The organism is Nocardia ignorata NBRC 108230 (assembly GCF_001612905.1).
In the GTDB taxonomy this organism is placed as follows: domain Bacteria; phylum Actinomycetota; class Actinomycetes; order Mycobacteriales; family Mycobacteriaceae; genus Nocardia; species Nocardia ignorata.
Genome location: NZ_BDBI01000022.1, coordinates 37529 through 54181 on the forward strand (window position 1 = coordinate 37529; position 16653 = coordinate 54181).

General features: G+C 67.7%; 17 protein-coding genes. 9 read left to right on the forward strand and 8 right to left on the reverse strand.

Annotated features, from left to right (window positions below):
• Positions 1–6: 6 nt before the first annotated feature.
• The 6 genes from NI2_RS18390 to NI2_RS18415 all read right to left on the reverse strand — a co-directional run bounded on the left by NI2_RS18390 (position 7) and on the right by NI2_RS18415 (position 4121).
• On the reverse strand, positions 7–762 hold the full coding sequence (locus NI2_RS18390) for an ESX secretion-associated protein EspG (protein WP_067492294.1): 756 nt from the start codon (positions 760–762) through the stop codon (positions 7–9).
• Positions 759–2084 (reverse strand): PPE domain-containing protein, encoded by a 1326-nt coding sequence (locus tag NI2_RS33875; protein ID WP_067492295.1) that lies wholly within the window; start codon positions 2082–2084, stop codon positions 759–761. Before NI2_RS33875 ends, NI2_RS18390 begins: the two co-directional genes overlap by 4 nt.
• Before the next feature lie 32 nt (positions 2085–2116).
• Positions 2117–2509, reverse strand: a complete 393-nt coding sequence (locus NI2_RS33880; protein ID WP_133733947.1) for a hypothetical protein — start codon at positions 2507–2509, stop codon at positions 2117–2119.
• A 27-nt stretch (positions 2510–2536) separates the two neighbouring features.
• Positions 2537–3058, reverse strand: a complete 522-nt coding sequence (locus NI2_RS18405; protein WP_067492297.1) for a DUF3558 domain-containing protein — start codon at positions 3056–3058, stop codon at positions 2537–2539.
• Between the two features lie 245 nt (positions 3059–3303).
• The gene (locus tag NI2_RS18410) at positions 3304–3729 is read right to left on the reverse strand and encodes an HIT family protein (protein ID WP_067492298.1); all 426 of its coding nucleotides are present in this window, start codon (positions 3727–3729) and stop codon (positions 3304–3306) included.
• Between the two features lie 14 nt (positions 3730–3743).
• Entirely contained in the window at positions 3744–4121 is a 378-nt protein-coding gene (locus NI2_RS18415) for a PH domain-containing protein (RefSeq protein ID WP_084476517.1), read from the reverse strand.
• A 139-nt stretch (positions 4122–4260) separates the two neighbouring features.
• On the opposite strand from NI2_RS18415, the gene purD reads away from it, so the two are divergent.
• On the forward strand, positions 4261–5535 hold the full coding sequence (gene purD, locus NI2_RS18420) for a phosphoribosylamine--glycine ligase (RefSeq protein ID WP_067492314.1): 1275 nt from the start codon (positions 4261–4263) through the stop codon (positions 5533–5535).
• Positions 5536–5539: 4 nt separating this feature from the next.
• On the opposite strand, the gene NI2_RS18425 is transcribed toward purD, so the two are convergent.
• The gene (locus tag NI2_RS18425; protein WP_443093644.1) at positions 5540–6367 is read right to left on the reverse strand and encodes a M23 family metallopeptidase; all 828 of its coding nucleotides are present in this window, start codon (positions 6365–6367) and stop codon (positions 5540–5542) included.
• A gap of 390 nt (positions 6368–6757) precedes the next feature.
• On the opposite strand from NI2_RS18425, the gene NI2_RS18430 reads away from it, so the two are divergent.
• The 5 genes from NI2_RS18430 to NI2_RS18450 all read left to right on the forward strand — a co-directional run bounded on the left by NI2_RS18430 (position 6758) and on the right by NI2_RS18450 (position 11726).
• Positions 6758–7933 carry a pyridoxal phosphate-dependent aminotransferase gene (locus tag NI2_RS18430; RefSeq protein WP_133733948.1) on the forward strand — a complete coding sequence of 392 codons (1176 nt, stop codon included), beginning with the start codon at positions 6758–6760 and terminating at the stop codon, positions 7931–7933.
• Positions 7934–8045: 112 nt separating this feature from the next.
• A complete protein-coding gene (locus tag NI2_RS18435; RefSeq protein WP_067492301.1) occupies positions 8046–8699 on the forward strand; it encodes a TetR/AcrR family transcriptional regulator in 654 nt (217 codons plus the stop codon).
• Between the two features lie 6 nt (positions 8700–8705).
• Positions 8706–10127, forward strand: coding sequence for an adenylosuccinate lyase (gene purB / locus NI2_RS18440; RefSeq protein WP_067492316.1), 1422 nt, complete (start codon positions 8706–8708; stop codon positions 10125–10127).
• A gap of 79 nt (positions 10128–10206) precedes the next feature.
• Positions 10207–10629, forward strand: a complete 423-nt coding sequence (locus NI2_RS18445; protein WP_067492302.1) for an HIT family protein — start codon at positions 10207–10209, stop codon at positions 10627–10629.
• Between the two features lie 164 nt (positions 10630–10793).
• Positions 10794–11726: an alpha/beta hydrolase gene (locus tag NI2_RS18450; protein ID WP_243749833.1), complete on the forward strand. Its 933-nt coding sequence runs from the start codon at positions 10794–10796 to the stop codon at positions 11724–11726.
• Here NI2_RS18450 and NI2_RS18455 read toward each other — a convergent pair.
• Complete coding sequence (locus NI2_RS18455; RefSeq protein WP_067492304.1) at positions 11723–12754, reverse strand: DUF2330 domain-containing protein; 1032 nt, start codon at positions 12752–12754, stop codon at positions 11723–11725. The two genes, NI2_RS18450 and NI2_RS18455, sit on opposite strands and share 4 nt — an antisense overlap.
• Positions 12755–12880: 126 nt before the next feature.
• Here NI2_RS18455 and NI2_RS18460 point away from each other — a divergent pair, with 126 nt between their 5' ends.
• The 3 genes from NI2_RS18460 to NI2_RS35600 all read left to right on the forward strand — a co-directional run bounded on the left by NI2_RS18460 (position 12881) and on the right by NI2_RS35600 (position 16576).
• Positions 12881–15031 carry a S9 family peptidase gene (locus NI2_RS18460; protein ID WP_067492305.1) on the forward strand — a complete coding sequence of 717 codons (2151 nt, stop codon included), beginning with the start codon at positions 12881–12883 and terminating at the stop codon, positions 15029–15031.
• 62 nt (positions 15032–15093) lie between these two features.
• Complete coding sequence (locus tag NI2_RS18465; RefSeq protein WP_067492306.1) at positions 15094–15795, forward strand: DUF2334 domain-containing protein; 702 nt, start codon at positions 15094–15096, stop codon at positions 15793–15795.
• 520 nt (positions 15796–16315) lie between these two features.
• Positions 16316–16576 (forward strand): amino acid permease, encoded by a 261-nt coding sequence (locus NI2_RS35600; protein ID WP_307657492.1) that lies wholly within the window; start codon positions 16316–16318, stop codon positions 16574–16576.
• The last annotated feature ends 77 nt before the right edge of the window (positions 16577–16653 follow it).

Consider the following 16653-nt stretch of genomic DNA (forward strand, 5'->3'; position numbering starts at 1 on the left):
GTCTGCCTACCAAGCCGACTGGTTGTGATCGGCGGCGGCTCGGGCGATGAGGTTTCGGAGCTCGTTGTTCAAGCGGTCGGCGGTCAGGGGGTGGGCTGAGACTCGGGTGGCGTCGCGAAGGAGATAGCGGCCGTCGTCGGTGTAGTCGATGACCTGGAGTGTTGTGCCACCCTCTTGCCAGCCGTCCAGGGCAGGGCCCTTGTCGACGCGGAATTCGGCGTAGGTGCGGAACGGGCGTTCGAGGAAGGCCAGGGCGTGTTCGGCCGGAGTACGACGGGTGGCGTAAGGGTCTGGGGTGGTGGTGAATTCGTCGCGGTGCAGGTCGAAACCCTGGCTTGTGCCCGGCGGAACCGTCGGCAGGATGGAGATCAGCCGCTGGGTCACGGCGTGGGCGGGGCGCAGGTAGATGAGGATATTGCCGCCCTGGCCGTATTCGGGGCCGGGGAGTTGAGCCGCGACGGTGCCGATGGTGGACTCGGTTGTCGCACACGCTCGGACCATGCGGGTCCGGCCGTCGAAACGGTGACCGAACAATTCGATGCGGATCTCCGGATGCGCCAAGGCGTGCAGGGCGTGGTACAGCGACTCGTCGTCGCCGATCTTGGCGATGAGGGAGTCGGCGGCGATCCGGCATTCACGGTCGAACTCGGCCTGGGTTTCCACACCCGCGGTGAAGGTCAGTGGCCACGGCATGCGGTCGCGGCCGAGAGTTTCCCAGGCGACCCAGAATTCGAACTGGGTGAGTTCCCAGTTGTCGGTCATGCGTCGCCACCGATGACCGGTGGGACATGCGCCCGGTCCGGACCGAGCAGTTCCTCGTGCACGCCGCGCAGATAGTCGGGAGCACCGTGTTCGTTCTCGTCGTCCTTGCCGCCGCGCGCGCCCGGTGCGCCCATGCCGCCCATGCCGGGCATCCCCGCCCGGCCGGCCGAGCCGCCTGCGGACGCGGCGAGCTTCTGGCCCGCGCCTGCGCCGGGGGCGGCACCGCCTGCGCCGGGGAGGGAGCTGCCCGCGCCGGGAACGCTCGGGCTTCCGCCGCCCGCACCCGCGCCTGCACCTGCGCCGCCGCCTGAGCCCAGGCCGTTCGGGGTGGTGCCTGCGGGCGTGGTGGCGGCTGGGTTGGTCGCCGGGGTGGAGGCCGGGGTGGTGTCCTCGGGTGTCGTGGCGGCGGGTTCCTCCGTCGACGATGCGGAATCGTCGCCGCTGTCCTCGTCGTCGCCCGGTTCGGTCGTTGTCGGGTCTTCCGGCTCGGCAGTCGTGTTCGCCGGGTTCGTACCCGGGGTTCCACCGGTGTTGTTGTTGTCGCCGTTGGTGATTCCGCTGCCGGGGCCGTCGCCGGGATCGCCGTTCCCCGGGTTGTCCTGCTGCGGCTTGGACGGTCCCGGAACCTTGGGGACCTGGGTGTCGGACTGCTGGGCAACCGGCTGGTAGACGGTTCGCATGACTTCACGGGCGGCTGCCTGCGCGGCTTCCGCCCGGCCGGCGCTTGCGCTATCGATGACCTTCCCGGTGGCGGGAGAGAGGACGGACACCAGAATTCCCAATTTGCTGTCGCCCTGGTCGTCGGACTCGTGCGGCACCGAGTACTTCACCTGTTGAAAGCCCGACCGCGCCTCGTCCATCTTGTTGGCGATCAGCCTGGCGGCCTGATCGACCTTGTGGATATCCGCGAGATACGCCTTGGTGCTGGCCAGCGCCTGCGTGGCAGCGCTACCGGCCCATCCACGCTCCATCTCCTTGCTGATGTTGTCGTGGAATGCGGTTGCTTTGGCCGTCGTGTCGTTGGCGAGCTGGGTCCAGCCTTGAATGCTTGTGCTCATCTGGCCGATGTCGATCGACTCGACGAACTGCATGATGCGGGAATGCGACATGTCGGTGAAAGATTCCATCACCGGCGGCACGACCTGCTGGGTGTACTCACCGGAGAAACCCGAGGCCAGGGCCTGGTTCTCACCGTAAATGCGGTTCCGCTCCTTGTTTCCGTCGGCCTGCGCGTCCAGTTCGGACTGCGCCGGCGAGATATCGGAATCGAACAGTGAGCCGACGCGATCCGTGGCCGCGCGTAGATTCGACAGTCCGGTCATAAAAGCTACGAACGGCATGGTTCCCCCAGTAGTCAGTCGAGCGTGTTGGTCTGCTGCTTGATCGCCAGTTGAGAGGCTTCGTCGCAGTTCTTGAATGCGGCGCCGGCTTTGCGGTACATATCGGCCATCGCGGTGAGTACTTCTTGATGCTCCCGGATCGCCGCGATATACGATCCAGTTCCTGATTCGCCGTTCGCCAGATCAGCGAATTTCTTTCCGAGGGCTTGAGCTGAACCGAGGTCGCCGAATGATTCAACTTGAACCATTCGCTGTGAGCGAAAGGCCAGTGCATCGAGTTCGCTCCGATAGTCTTCGCACCATTTCGCGCATCGCTCGGCCGCATCGTGCTCGATGATGAGACGGCCGGCTGAAGCTTCTCCTGCTAGCGTCTCGAATTGCTTCGCCGTTGCGTTTTCGTCAGCCATCGCTGGTTCTTCCTGGTCTCTTATGCGCTATTGGGGCAGGATCGATGCGAAGTGTGGGGCCATCTCGTTTACGCGCGCACACGGATCGGTGGTCGATTTGCTACTCAACGCCTTACTTGCCACGATCTCTATTCGGCCCTGGGTCGTATCGAAAACGATGCCGCATTCCTCGGAGGGGCTCTTGTCGCCGAGTTGATACTGCAGTCCACTTCGATTGTCGATCGTGACTTCTTTGAAGTCGCGGTAGTACGTATTCGTGCGGTATTCCGAGATCGTGTAGGTACTCGACAGAAGCGACAGGAAGAAGTCCCCAGCTCGCCATCCGCACCCCTTCCACTCCGCCCTCGGCACCGAGAACGGATTGTCGTCCTTGGACGCCGGATCGGCCCCCGCCGCGACCAATGCACTCTCCGGCACCCCACACGGATCGAACAACTGCTCCTTCGTCAACGGAGCCCCACTCACCTCCGGCTGCCCGTCCACACTCTGCCCACACCCGGAGAGCACGAGCGCAACGCCCACCCCCACGGCGATCCCCACCAGTCGCATCGTCTCTCCTCTTCGCACAGAACCACTCGATGTCTTCAGACGCACGCCGACCCGTTCCGGTTCCATTGCTGACCAACCCCTCGAGTTGACGGGCCGACGCTGTCAGCCTCCCGCGGCCCGCGAGCGTTGCGGCTGGGCCGGGCGACGTAAAGCCGCTTGCCCACCGTATCCACGGTGTCCATATCGGCGGCGACCGAGTTGTCGCCGTGGCGGTGCCCGTGGGTTGGCACGGGCACCAGTAGCGATCAGGCGGGGACGTTGGCTCCGTAGCCGAGGTCGCGGAGGGCGGCTTTGATCTTGGACTGGGCTTCGTCGAGGGATTCGGGGGTGGGGGAGTTGTCGGCTCCGGAGATGTCGAAGTCGCCCATGGAATAGGCGGGGAAGACGTGGGTGTGCAGGTGGGGGACCTCGAGGCCGGCGATGAGAAGGCCGGCGCGTGGGGCCTCGAAGGCGGCGCGGACGGCCTGGCCGATCTTCTGGGCGACGGCCATCAGGCGGGCCATCACGTCGGGGTCGATGTCTTGCCACTGGTCGATCTCGGCGCGGGGCACCACGAGGGTGTGGCCCTGGGTGACGGGGGCGATGGTGAGGAAGGCGACGAATTCGTCGTCCTCCCAGACGAACCGACCCGGAATCTGACCTGCGATGATCGCGCTGAAAACGGATGCCATGCAGGCGAGCCTAGTTAGATCGCGACGTAGTGGGACAGGATGCCCTGCACCTCGTAGATGTCGACCTGACGGTTGAATCGCTGCTTCACGGGTTCGTGGCTGCCGCTGAGCCAGATGTAGAGCTCGGCGTCGAGGTCGAAGGTGCCCGCGGTTTCGACGGCGAAGTGGGTGATCGAGCGGTACGGGATGCTGTGGTAGCTGACTTTGCGGCCGGTGACGCCCTGTTTGTCGATCATGATGAGGCGGCGGTTGGTGAACAGCATCGCGTCGCGGACCAGGAGGTATGCGGCGTACACCTGCTCGCCCTGGCCGAAGAGTTTGGCGTATTCCTGCTGGGCGGCGGCGGGGTCGATGCGACCCGCGTTGCCCATCATGCCGTCGAGTAGTCCCACGATCGTCCCCCGGTTCCGCTGTTGGTTCCATTGTGGCCCAGCGGAACCCGGTTCGGCCAGGGTGAACGGTGGTGGACGGGCAGATGTCGGGATCAGGGGGTCGCGAGTGGACGCGCGGCGGCGCGACTAATCTGTGGCGGTGCGCGTACTCGTCATCGGTTCCGGAGCCCGTGAACATGCCCTCGTCCTGGCGCTGCGCCGGGATCCGTCGGTGACGGCGGTGATCGCCGCCCCGGGCAATCCCGGTATCGGCCAGCAGGCCGAGCTGCGACCGGTCGATCCCTGCGCGGCCGAGGACGTGACCGCGCTGGCCCGGGAGGTCGCGGCCGACCTGGTGGTGATCGGGCCCGAGGTGCCGCTGGTGCTCGGTGTGGCCGACGCGGTGCGCGCCGCCGGGATCCCCGTGTTCGGCCCGTCGGCCGACGCGGCACGGATCGAAGGGTCCAAGGCGTTCGCCAAGGATGTGATGGCGGCGGCCGGTGTGCGGACGGCGCACAGCGAGATCGTCGACAACCCGGCCGACCTGGATGCCGCGCTCGACCGTTTCGGCCCCACCTGGGTGGTCAAGGACGACGGCCTGGCGGCGGGCAAGGGTGTGGTGGTGACCGCCGATCGCCGGGCCGCCCGCGATCACGGTGCCGAGCTGCTCGAGCAGGGTCATCCGGTGCTGCTGGAGTCGTTCCTCGACGGGCCGGAGGTTTCGCTGTTCTGCCTGGTCGACGGCGAGACCGTGGTGCCGCTGCTGCCCGCGCAGGACCACAAGCGCGTCGGTGACGGCGACGCGGGCCCCAACACCGGCGGCATGGGCGCCTACACCCCGCTGCCGTGGCTGCCCGCCGAGACGCTCGCCGAGATCGTCGACGATGTCGTGAAGCCCGTTGCGGCCGAACTGGTTCGGCGCGGCAGCGGTTTCTCCGGGCTGCTGTACGCCGGTCTGGCGATCGGCGCCAACGGTCCCGCCGTCGTCGAATTCAATTGCCGTTTCGGTGATCCCGAGACCCAGGCGGTGCTCGCGCTGCTCGACAGCCCGTTCGCCGAGCTGCTGCACGCCACCGCCACCGGCCGCCTCGCCGAGGTCGAACCGCCGCGCTGGAAGGACGGTTCGGCCATCACGGTCGTGCTCGCCGCCGAGAACTACCCCGCCCGGCCCCGCACCGGCGACGTGATCACCGGCGCCGAGGAAGGCGCCCTCGACGGTGACACCCTCGTCCTGCACGCGGGCACGGCCCTGCGCGAGGACAAGGCGCTGGTCTCCGCGGGTGGCCGCGTCCTCAATGTCGTGGGTATCGGCGAGGACCTGGCCGAGGCCCGCGAACGCGCCTACGCCCGTCTCGCCAAGATCAAGCTCCCCGGCAGCCACTTCCGCACCGACATCGGCGCCACGGAAGTCGTTGTCCCGGAACGGAAGCAGTAAACGGTCAGGTCAGGCTGAGCCCGTGACGGGCCAGCCAGGCCTGCGGGTCCACGTGCTGGCCGTTCTGGACGATCTCGAAGTGCAGGTGGGGGCCGGTGGAGTCGCCCCGGTTGCCGATGCGGGCGATCTGCATACCCGCGGGGACGCGTTCGCCCGGGGAGACGAAGAAGTCGTACATGTGGCCGTAGATGCTGATGGTTCCGTCGTCGTGGCGGATGCGGACCCACAGGCCGAAGCCCTGGGCGGGGCCCGCCTCGACGACGGTGCCGTCGGCGACGGCGTAGATGGGGCTGCCGATGGGGCCCGCGATGTCGATGCCGCGATGCATGGTGCCCCAGCGTGAGCCGAATCCCGAGGTGAACAGGCCCTTGGCGGGCAGGCTGAAACCGCCCGTCGACGGGGTGCTCGAACCGGGAACCATGACGCCGGGCACCACGGGGGCGCGCTCACCCATCCAGTCCTGCCACTGTCCCGACGACGCGGCCGCCGCCTCGGCCTTGGCGCGTTCCAGGGTGGCGCGGGCCGCCGCGGCGACCACCGCGGCCTCGCGGCGCTTCTCGCCGTTGTCGATGGCGACGAGCAGGCGGCGCACCGACTGCGGGTTGGGCGGGATCTGCGGGGGATGGGCGATGGCGACCCGCTGGGCCTCACCCGGTGCGAGCGGCCGGTCGACGAGCCCGCTGAACTGCCCGTCCGAAGCCACGAGCACCGCGACCACCGCGACGCCCGCGACGAGCACACGCCGCTCGACGAGCACCGCACGCAACTGATCGCTGCTCGGCCTGCGCGACCACAGTTCCGTCGCCTGCCGAGAAGGCCGCTGCCAGAACACTTTCCGAACGTCACCGCGCCGCAGGTCGGCCGCGATCTCCCCGAGTGCGGGATACTTGCCGACCCACGCCGCCACCCGATCCCGCACCGGAACCTGCGCAGGCAGGTGCTCGCGCCAATTGGCGCGCAGGACAAGGCCGTTCACATTCGAACGACGCGGACGTGAGGTGCCCGACCTGTTCGGTGTGTCGTCGACGGATGCGGTGTCGCGGTCGGGCTCGCGCACCTCACCCGACGCGAGTCCGTGCACCTCAGTCCGCCTCATACCGCCCCCACGACCCTGCCCGGCGCCCCACTGCCGGTGGCGTCGGTGCCTGCGTATTCGCTGTCGGAGCCATTGTGCCGACCATATCTGTGCAGGCGCGCGATCGGGTGATCTACCGTCTCTCGGGTGTCCACAGAATCGCTACGGTCGACCATTCCTCCCTTCTACGTGATGGACGTGTGGAAGGCGGCCGCCGAACGCGCCAGGTCGCACGGTGACGTGCTGGTACTCGCGGCGGGGCAGCCGTCGACACAGGCGCCCGCACCGGTGCTGCGGGCGACACGCGCGGCGATCGACCACGAGCTGCTCGGCTACACCGAGACGTTCGGGATCCTGCCGCTGCGCGAGGCCATCGCGGGCCATCACAGCGAGACCTACGGCTACGACGTGCACCCCGACGAGGTGGTGGTGACCACCGGATCGTCGGGCGCGTTCACGCTGATCTTCCTCGCCGCCTTCGACGTGGGCGACACCGTCGTGGTCGCCCGGCCGGGCTACCCGGCCTACCGCAACACCCTCACCGCCCTCGGCTGCCGGGTCGTCGAGCTCGACTGCGGCCCGCAGACCCGCTTCCAGCCGACCGTGGCGATGCTCGAGGCGCTACCCGAACCGCCCGCGGGGCTGGTGTTGGCGAGCCCGGCGAATCCGACCGGGACCATGATCGACCCGGCCGAACTGGCCGCCATCGCCCGCTGGTGCGAAACGCACGGCACGCTGCTGATCTCCGACGAGATCTATCACGGCATCACCTACGCGGGCGCGAGCACGCCGACCTCCTCGGCGTGGGAGTTCTCCCGCGACGCGGTGGTGATCGGGTCGGTGTCGAAGTACTTCTCGATGACCGGATGGCGGTTGGGCTGGATGCTCGCGCCCGCGCACCTGCGTCCCGCGTTGCAGCGGCTGGCGTCGAACATGACCGTGTGCCCGCCCGCGATCTCGCAGTACGCGGCGGTGCACGCCTTCGGACCCGAGGCCAAGGACGAACTCGACGGGCACGTGCGTCGGTACGCGACCAATCGGGCGTTGCTGTTGGAGGGTTTGCCAGCGCTCGGCATCACCGATCTGGCGCCCGCCGACGGCGCCTTCTACGCCTACGCGGATATCGGTCATTTGACCAGTAATTCACTGGAGTGGTGCGCACGGGTTCTCGCCGAAACCGGAGTGGCGGTGGCACCGGGTCTGGACTTCGATACCGAGCGCGGTCTTCGCACGATTCGCTTTTCCTTCGCAGGCGCCACAAACGACATTTCCGCAGCGCTGGACCGGTTGTCAACGGTGATGTCCCCCAACAACTTTCCCTAGTACGAACACATCGGTGCCGGGATACGGTAAAACTCAGATATCCCGAATTCCCAGCGTTTCCCCGATGACGATTGCGCACGGTTGAACTGATGATGACTGGCACGATGGCACGGTGACCACCGCGACGACTCCGAAAGGCGAACGACGTCGCCAGGCTCTGGTGGCGGCGGCGGCTGAACTGTTGCTCGAAGGCGGCTTCGACGCCGTGCGACATCGTTCGGTGGCCTCGAGAGCCGATCTTCCCCTCGCGTCCACCACCTACTACTTCGCCTCACTGGAAGATCTGATCGCCAGCGCCGTCGAGTTCAGCGGCGCCCGTGAACTCGACGCGATGCGCCGCCGCGTCGGCGATGTGAGCCACCGCAGGCGCGGCACCGAGGCGACCGTCGACCTGGTGCTCGACCTGCTGGTCGGCCCCGACGACAGCGATCTCGACGCCCGTGGCCAATTGATCGCCCGCTACGAGCGGTCGGTCGCCTCCGCGCGGCACCCCGAGCTACGCGAGGTGCAGCTGCGACTACGCACCCAGCTCGAAGACCTGCTCGCCGACGTGTTGCGCCGCTCCGACCGGGTGGTGCGCCCCGAGCAGTTACGCAGGCTCGTCGCCGTCGTCGACGGTGCCGTCGTCGCCGCGCTGATCGAGGGACACCCCGAGCCGCGCCGCCCCGCCCGAGCCGGATTGCTCGAGATGATCGACATCGTGGCCCCGCCCGTGGTGCCCAACATGATGCCCCAGCAGGGCGAACGGGTCAGGCAACTAGACTGAGTGCTCGTGAGCCTCGTCCCGAATGTCCTCGCCACCCGATACGCCAGCCCGGAGCTCGTCGCGCTCTGGTCGCCCGAGAACAAGATCGTGCTCGAGCGCAAGCTGTGGCTCGAGGTGCTGCGCGCCCAGTCGCAGCTCGGGATCGACGTTCCCGCAGGGGTGGTCGAGGACTACGAGCGGGTCATCGATCACGTGGACCTGGCCTCGATCGCCGAGCGCGAGCGGGTCACCCGCCACGATGTGAAGGCCCGCATCGAGGAGTTCAACGCGCTGGCCGGGCACGAGCACGTGCACAAGGGCATGACCAGCCGCGACCTCACCGAGAACGTGGAGCAGCTGCAGATCCGGCTCTCGCTCGAGCACGTCTACGACCACGGTGTCGCCATCGCCGCGCGGCTCGGTGAGCGGGCCGCCGAGTATCAGGCGCTGGTGATGGCCGGTCGCTCGCACAATGTCGCCGCGCAGGCCACCACGCTCGGCAAGCGTTTCGCCTCCGCCGCCGACGAGGTGCTCGTCGCGCTCACCCGGCTGCGCGAACTGATCGACCGCTACCCGCTGCGCGGCATCAAGGGCCCGATGGGCACCGCCCAGGACATGCTCGACCTGCTCGACGGTGACGCGGGCAAGCTCGCCGCCCTCGAACAGCAGGTGGCCACCCACCTCGGTTTCAAGAACGTCTTCACCAGCGTGGGCCAGGTGTACCCGCGCTCGCTCGACCACGACGTGCTCTCGGCGCTGGTGCAGCTGGGTGCCGGGCCGTCGTCGTTCGCGCACACGATCCGTCTGATGGCGGGCCACGAGCTGGTCACCGAAGGGTTCCAGCCGGGTCAGGTCGGGTCCTCGGCCATGCCGCACAAGATGAACACCCGGTCCTGTGAGCGGGTGAACGGTCTGCAGGTGGTGCTGCGCGGCTACGGCTCGATGGCCGCCGAGCTGGCGGGCGCGCAGTGGAACGAGGGCGACGTGTTCTGCTCGGTGGTGCGTCGCGTCGCGCTGCCCGATGCATTCTTCGCCATCGACGGGCAGATGGAGACGTTCCTGACCGTGCTCGCCGAGTTCGGCGCCTACCCGGCCGTCGTCTCGCGCGAGCTCGACCGGTACCTGCCGTTCCTGGCCACCACCCGGATCCTGATGGCGGCGGTGCGGGCCGGTGTCGGCCGTGAGACGGCGCACGAGGTCATCAAGGAGCACGCGGTCGCCGTCGCCTTGGCCATGCGTGAGCAGGGTAGCGAACCCGATCTGCTCGATCGGCTCGCCGCCGACGAGCGGATGCCGCTAGACCGTGCCGCACTCGACGCGGCGCTGGCCGACAAGTCCGCGTTCATCGGCGCGGCCACCGATCAGGTGTCCGAGGTGATCGCCCAGGTGCAGAAGCTGGTCGAGGCCAACCCGGAGGCCGCGCGGTACACCCCCTCACCGATTCTGTAGAGCCGTGCGCGTGAGCCCGCCACTGCCCGCCGTGCGGCGGCGGTGGCGGGCTCTCGTGCGTTTTCGATACCGTGCGCGGATGAATCCGTACACGATCTTCTCCGACATCGTCGCCGGTCGGGCGCCCGCTTCCAAGGTGTACGAGGACGACGATGTGCTGGCGTTCATGGATATTCGTCCTGTGACGCCCGGCCATGTGCTCGTGGTGCCCAAGGTGGCCGCGCCGAGCCTCGCTGAACTCGATCCGGTGTTGGGCGGCAAGCTGTTTCAAGTGGGGCAGCGGATCGCGGCGGCCCTGCGTGACAGCGAGGTGGCCGCCGACGGCGTGAATTTCTTTCTCGCCGACGGTGTTACGGCCGGCCAAGAGGTATTCCACGTGCACCTGCACGTCATTCCGAGAACGCCCGGCGACGGCTTCGGATTGCGCGCACGACCCACCTCGCCCGCGCGCGCCGATCTGGATTATCTCGCCGGCTCGATCCGGGGCGCTCTTACCCGCTGACCTGCGATTTCGGACGAAGCGGGCAATACGTACCCAAAAGTTTGCCGAAGAAACGCCCAAATCGCCGAATGCTTCCTCGACGTTCATCGGTGGGTTACTTTGGACTGTCATTGGCATGCGGTTATGGAGGGTAGATCGTGCGTCGTTCAGGTGTTGCTGCTTCAGTGCTGGCATTCGCCATCGCGTTCATCGGTCCGGGCGTTCTGCAGCCCGCACCCGCCGCGGCCGCGGACATCGTCGGGGAGCGTGTGCTCACCCCGAACCGCACCGCGATCACCGTCACCTCGCCCGCGATGGGGCGCAATATCGAGCTGCAGGTTCTGCACCCGGCGGGCGGCGGGGCGCGCGGTACGTACTACCTGCTCGACGGCCTCGATCCGGGCATCGGCCAGAGCACCTGGACCAATGCCACCGACGCCGAGGCGTTCTTCCGTGGCAAGCACGTGAACGTGGTGCTGCCGATGGGCGGACAGGCCAGCTACTACACCGACTGGATCGCCGACGACCCGCGTTTCGGCCGATACAAGTGGGAAACGTTCCTCACCCGCGAACTGCCCGGCCTGATCGACGCCCGCTTCGACGGCAACGGCGTGAACGCCATCGGCGGCCTGTCGATGGGCGGCAACGCGGCCTACATCCTGGCCGCCCGCAACCCCGGCCTCTACCGGGCCGTCGCCGGCTACAGCGCGTGCCCCGACATGGGCATGGCGGCGGGCGCGATGATGTTCTCCATCACCAACCGTGGTGGTAACCCGCTCAACATGTGGGGTGCGCCGGGCAGTCCCGAATGGGCGGCGCACGACCCCGCCCAGCTGCTCGACAACCTGCGCGGCAAGGCGCTGTACATGTCGACCGGCACCGGTATCCCCGGCCACCACGAGGCCCAGCTCAAGCCTCAGCTGCCGGAGAACATCGTTCTCGGCGGTCCCATCGAGGTCGGCGTCAACGGTTGCATGGCCTCCTTCGGTCAGCGTCTGGCCGCCGCGGGCATCGGAGCCGACATCGACTACCACCCCGTCGGCACTCACTCGTGGGGCTACTGGCAGGACGCCCTGCACCACTCCTGGCCCACCATCGGGCCCGCTCTCGGGGCCTAGCGGGTCGAGCGGCGGCGCAGCAATGCGCCGCCCGCCACGGCCAGGATCGAAAGCGCCACGGCGACAAGGACATAACCGGCGGGGAAGCCGAGAATTTCGACGTACTCCTTCTTGACTATGCGGTCGCGCACGGTGGTGTCGGTGTCGGCCGGGGCGAAAGTGAAGTCGGAGGTGATGGCGGCGGGGCGGGGTATGGAGACCGACAGTTCGGTCAGGTAGGTCTTGCCCGCGGCGAGCGCGATCAGATCGGGGTCGGTGAGCGCACCCACGGGGGACGCGAATTCGGTCGTGGTGGACTGGGATTCGGTGTCGGCGTCAATGCGGGTGAGGCGGTGGTCGCCGAAGACGTAGAGGTGCACCGATTGGGGAGTGGTCGCCGCGGCCGACATGCGCATCGGATAGACGAGGCGATCGGAATCGAAGGTGAGGCGCACCGGGTCGAGGGCTCCGTCGAGGGGTTCGGGGCTGGTGAGCCGCATGGCGACGAACGACCAGCCTTCGCGCAGATACGGCTCGAGGGTGGCGCTCACCTCCGGCCGCAGCTGATAGCCGTTGGTGGACAACCACTCCCGCACGCCGGTGAGGTCGCCGCCGCGTAGCGTCGTCGCCTCGAGCGGACCCAGTTGCACCTGGCCGAGCACTTCCGGCCCGGAACCCGGTGCACCGGCGGAGGATTCGTACCTGTCGCTGTCGAACCAGGAGCGGTCGACGACCACCTCCGGCGCCGTGAGTCGCGACAACTCGGCGAACGACGCGGCACTACCGGCCGACACCGTGGCAGGAGTGGGGGTCGGCACGATGAGCGCCGCATCGGCGCCGGTGAACCGCATCCCCAACCGCATCAGAATGGTTTCGCGCCGACCGTCCCAGCCGAGCACGGCGGTCTCACTGTCCACCCGCGCCGAGCCGTCGCCGCTCACCACCCCGCCACACGCACACGCCACCGCGGGCGCGACGACAACCGAACCGGAAGCCAGCAGCAGCGCACCGGCGACAACAAGCGAACGAACCGTCCCGCGAATCCCCATGCGAGCAGGTTACGGATTCCACCCCGAGCCGCCATCCGCAGAAATACTCACCCCGATGAGCGGGGCGGATCCCGGTGACGGCCGAGTTGGCGGGCCGGGGTCGAGGGCGGCGACTACGGTGGACCCATGGCTGGCGAGAATCAGACGGTGGTGTCGGCGCCGATCGCGAAGAAGGTGCCCGTCGAACGGGTGCACCACGGCGACACGTTCGTCGACGAGTACGAGTGGCTGCGGGACAAGGAAGATCCCGAGGTCATCGCGTACCTGGAGGAGGAGAACGCCTACACCGCGGCGCGCACCGATCAGCTGCAGCCCCTGCGGGACAAGATCTTCGACGAGATCAAGGCGCGGACCCAGGAAACGGACCTGTCGGTGCCGACCCGGCTGGGGGAGTACTGGTACTACTCGCGCAGCTTCGAGGGCAAGCAGTACGGCGTGCACTGCCGCTGTCCGATCGACGCCCAAGCCGAGGGCATCGACGCCTGGACGCCGCCGCAACTCGAGGTGGACACCTCCATCGAGGGTGAGCAGGTGCTGCTCGACAGCAATGTGCTCGCCGAGGGTCTCGACTTCTTCGCCCTCGGCGCGTTCTCGCTGAGCCACGACGGCAACCTGCTCGCCTACTCGGTCGACAGCACCGGCGACGAGCGCTACACCCTGCGCATCAAGGACCTGCGCACCGGCGAACTGTTGCCCGACGAGGTCGTCGGCGCCGCACCGGGGGCCACCTGGTCGCTGGACGGGACGCACATCTTCTATCAGACCGTCGACGAATCCTGGCGCCCCGACACCGTGTGGCGGCACCGCGTCGGCACCGCATCCACCGACGACGTGAAGGTCTTCCACGAGCCGGACGAGCGCTACTGGGTGAGCGTCGGCGCCACCCGCTCCGAGAAGTACCTGATGATCTGGCTCGGTTCCAAGATCACCACCGAGGGCTGGGTGCTGGAGTCGGACAACCCCGAGGGCGAGTTCCGGGTGCTGCTGCCCCGGCGCGAGGGCGTGGAGTACTCGGCCGAGCACGCGGTGATCGCGGGTGCGGACCGTTTCCTGATCCTGCACAACGACGTGGTCGACGGCGTGAAGGCGGAGAACTTCGTCCTCGCGCAAGCGCCTGCCACCGACCCGTCGGACATGACGATCCTGATCGGGCACCGCGAGGACGTGCGGCTCGAGGACATCGACGCCTTCGCCGACCACCTGGTGCTCGGCTACCGCCGCGGCGCCCTGCCCCGCCTCGCGGTGTGGCCGCTCACCCCGGCGGGCTACGGCGAGCTGACCGAACTCGAGTTCGGGCTCGAATTGTTCTCCGCCGGTATGGGTTCCAGCCCGGAGTGGGAGCAGCCGACGCTGCGGGTCGGTGTCACCTCGTTCATCACCCCGATGCAGGTGTTCGACTACGTGCCCGCCACCGGGGAACTGCTGCTGCGCAAGGAGCAGCCGGTACTCGGCGGCTACAACGCCGAAGACTATGAGCAGCACCGTGATTGGGCAGTCGCCTCCGATGGCACCCGCATCCCGATCTCGCTGATCCAGCGGCGGGATCTGCCGCCGGGCCCCAAGCCGATGCTGCTCTACGGGTACGGCTCCTACGAGGCGAGCATCGATCCGTCGTTCTCGGTATCGCGGCTGTCGCTGCTCGATCGCGGCATGGTGTTCGCGGTGGCGCACGTGCGCGGCGGCGGCGAGATGGGCCGGCTCTGGTACGAGCACGGCAAGACCCTGTCGAAGATGAACACCTTCACCGACTTCGTCTCCGTCGCAAGCCATCTCGTCGACGCGGGCACCACCGCACCCGACCGGCTCGTCGCCGACGGCGGCAGCGCGGGCGGTCTGCTGATGGGGGCGGTGGCCAACCTGGCGCCGGAGCTGTTCGCGGGCATCCTGGCCAATGTCCCGTTCGTCGACCCGCTCACCTCCATCCTCGACCCGTCGCTGCCGCTGACGGTGATCGAGTGGGACGAGTGGGGTAACCCGTTGGCCGACAAGGACGTCTACGAGTACATGAAGTCGTACTCGCCGTACGAGAACGTCGAGGCCAAGGACTATCCGCCGATCCTGGCGATCACCAGCCTCAACGACACCCGCGTGCTGTACGTGGAACCGGCCAAGTGGGTCGCCAAGCTGCGCGCCACCAAGACCGGTGACAGCGAAGTGCTGCTGAAAACGGAGATGAGCGCGGGTCACGGCGGGGTGAGCGGCCGCTACGAGAAGTGGAAGGAAGTCGCGTTCGAGTACGCCTGGGTGCTGGACACCGTGGGCCTGGCCGACAAATAGACGCTCGCTACTGTTCATCGCGCAACCACGCTGCCGTCACCTCCGGCTGCCATCGTTGACACATGAACGGCGAGCTGATCGTTTCGGTGTCGGGAATCCGGGATACCACGCGCGATGCCGCGATCGAGTTCGCGGAGCTGATGGATCAGCGCGGGGTGCGGCTGTCGCTGCTGGTCGCGCCCCGGCTGAAGGGCAAGTACCGGCTGGTCGACGACCCGGCGACGCAATCGTGGTTGCGCGGGCGACGGCTGGCCGGTGACGCCATCGTGCTGCACGGCTACGACCAGGCGGCCACCAAGTCGCGGCGGGCCGAATTCGCGACGCTGCCCCGGCACGAGGCGACGCTGCGGCTCAAAGCGGCCGACCGGGTGATGGAGCAGGTGCAGTTGCGCACCCGGCTGTTCGCGGCCCCGCGCTGGGACGCCTCCGCCGGTGCGCTCGCCGCCCTCCCCGACGTGGGTTTCCGGCTCGCCCTCGGCCTGACCACCATGCTCGACTTGGAAAACAACGTGACGCAGCGTTCTCGTGTGTACGGCATCGGCGAGGGCTTCCGGGCCGAACCCTGGTGGTGTCGGGCGCTGGTGATGGGCGCGGCCCGCACGGCCCGGCGCGGCGGCGTCCTTCGTCTGGCGATCTCGGGCGCGCAGTTGCAGCGTTCGGGTCCGCGTCAGGCCGTGCTCGACGCGGTCGACCTCGCGCTCTACCACGGTGCCCGCAGCACCGTTTACCGCTGGGAGCCGGTCCCGGCCAGCAAGGCCGCCTGACCGGCCCCGCCGCGCGCGGATCGGCGATCACCCGCGCGCGGCGGCGGCCTATCGGCCGCCCTGCCTTCGCTGTCCGAATATTCGCGCTGTAATCGTGCCCGTTTCGAAGCCGCCGGTCGGCTGCCGCACGGTTACGCTCCTCGAGCGTTATTCGAGGGGTTTCCGCTAGTTGTGTGAACACAGCAGGAGGCAGCGCTGATCACGGGCACCGCGACGAAAGCCGCGACCACGACGAAATACCTGTCCTGGGTGACATTGGCGCTGATGACCACGAGTTCGGTGGCCAGTCTGCGTTCGGCACCGACAATGGCCGTCTACGGGCTTGCCTGTGTTTTTCTCTACATCGTTCCCGCCGTTCTCTTTCTCATGCCTACCTCGCTGGTGGCGGCGGAATTGGCATCGGGCTGGGACGGCGGTGTCTACAAATGGGTGGGCGACGGCCTGAGTATTCACCCCTCGCTCGCGTCGAACGGCCCGTACGTGGCGATCGTGATCATCACCGTCTACTGGGCGGGGGTGTATGTGTCCTCGTGCGGTCCACGTGTCGTCGTTGCGCAATCCCGGCAAGGAATTCCCCAAGGCCATGGCATTGGCGGCAGGGTTGGTGCTGGTCATCTTCATCCTGCCCGCCCTGGCGATCAGCTGGGTGGTGCCCTCGGCCAGCCTGAGTCTGACGGCCGGTGTGATGCAGGCGTTCGACGGATTCTTCAGCCACTTCCACATCGGATTCCTCACCCCGATCGTCGGCATCGCCCTGGTGGCCGCCGCACTGGGCCGGTGATTCCCAATGTGTCGAGCGCGTATTGGATTCTGTCGGTGATCACCACGCAGGTGTATCTCATCATGTGTGTGCTGATG

What these genes read in the sequence shown, in the direction of transcription:
- NI2_RS18390 (WP_067492294.1), bottom strand. Translation starts at nt 762, where the DNA reads ATGACCGACAACTGGGAACTCACCCAGTTCGAATTCTGGGTCGCCTGG.
- NI2_RS33875 (WP_067492295.1), bottom strand. Translation starts at nt 2,084, where the DNA reads ATGACCGGACTGTCGAATCTACGCGCGGCCACGGATCGCGTCGGCTCA.
- NI2_RS33880 (WP_133733947.1), bottom strand. Translation starts at nt 2,509, where the DNA reads ATGGCTGACGAAAACGCAACGGCGAAGCAATTCGAGACGCTAGCAGGA.
- NI2_RS18405 (WP_067492297.1), bottom strand. Translation starts at nt 3,058, where the DNA reads ATGCGACTGGTGGGGATCGCCGTGGGGGTGGGCGTTGCGCTCGTGCTC.
- NI2_RS18410 (WP_067492298.1), bottom strand. Translation starts at nt 3,729, where the DNA reads ATGGCATCCGTTTTCAGCGCGATCATCGCAGGTCAGATTCCGGGTCGG.
- NI2_RS18445 (WP_067492302.1), top strand. Translation starts at nt 10,207, where the DNA reads ATGAATCCGTACACGATCTTCTCCGACATCGTCGCCGGTCGGGCGCCC.
- NI2_RS18455 (WP_067492304.1), bottom strand. Translation starts at nt 12,754, where the DNA reads ATGGGGATTCGCGGGACGGTTCGTTCGCTTGTTGTCGCCGGTGCGCTG.
- NI2_RS18460 (WP_067492305.1), top strand. Translation starts at nt 12,881, where the DNA reads ATGGCTGGCGAGAATCAGACGGTGGTGTCGGCGCCGATCGCGAAGAAG.
- NI2_RS18465 (WP_067492306.1), top strand. Translation starts at nt 15,094, where the DNA reads ATGAACGGCGAGCTGATCGTTTCGGTGTCGGGAATCCGGGATACCACG.
- NI2_RS35600 (WP_307657492.1), top strand. Translation starts at nt 16,316, where the DNA reads ATGTGTCCTCGTGCGGTCCACGTGTCGTCGTTGCGCAATCCCGGCAAG.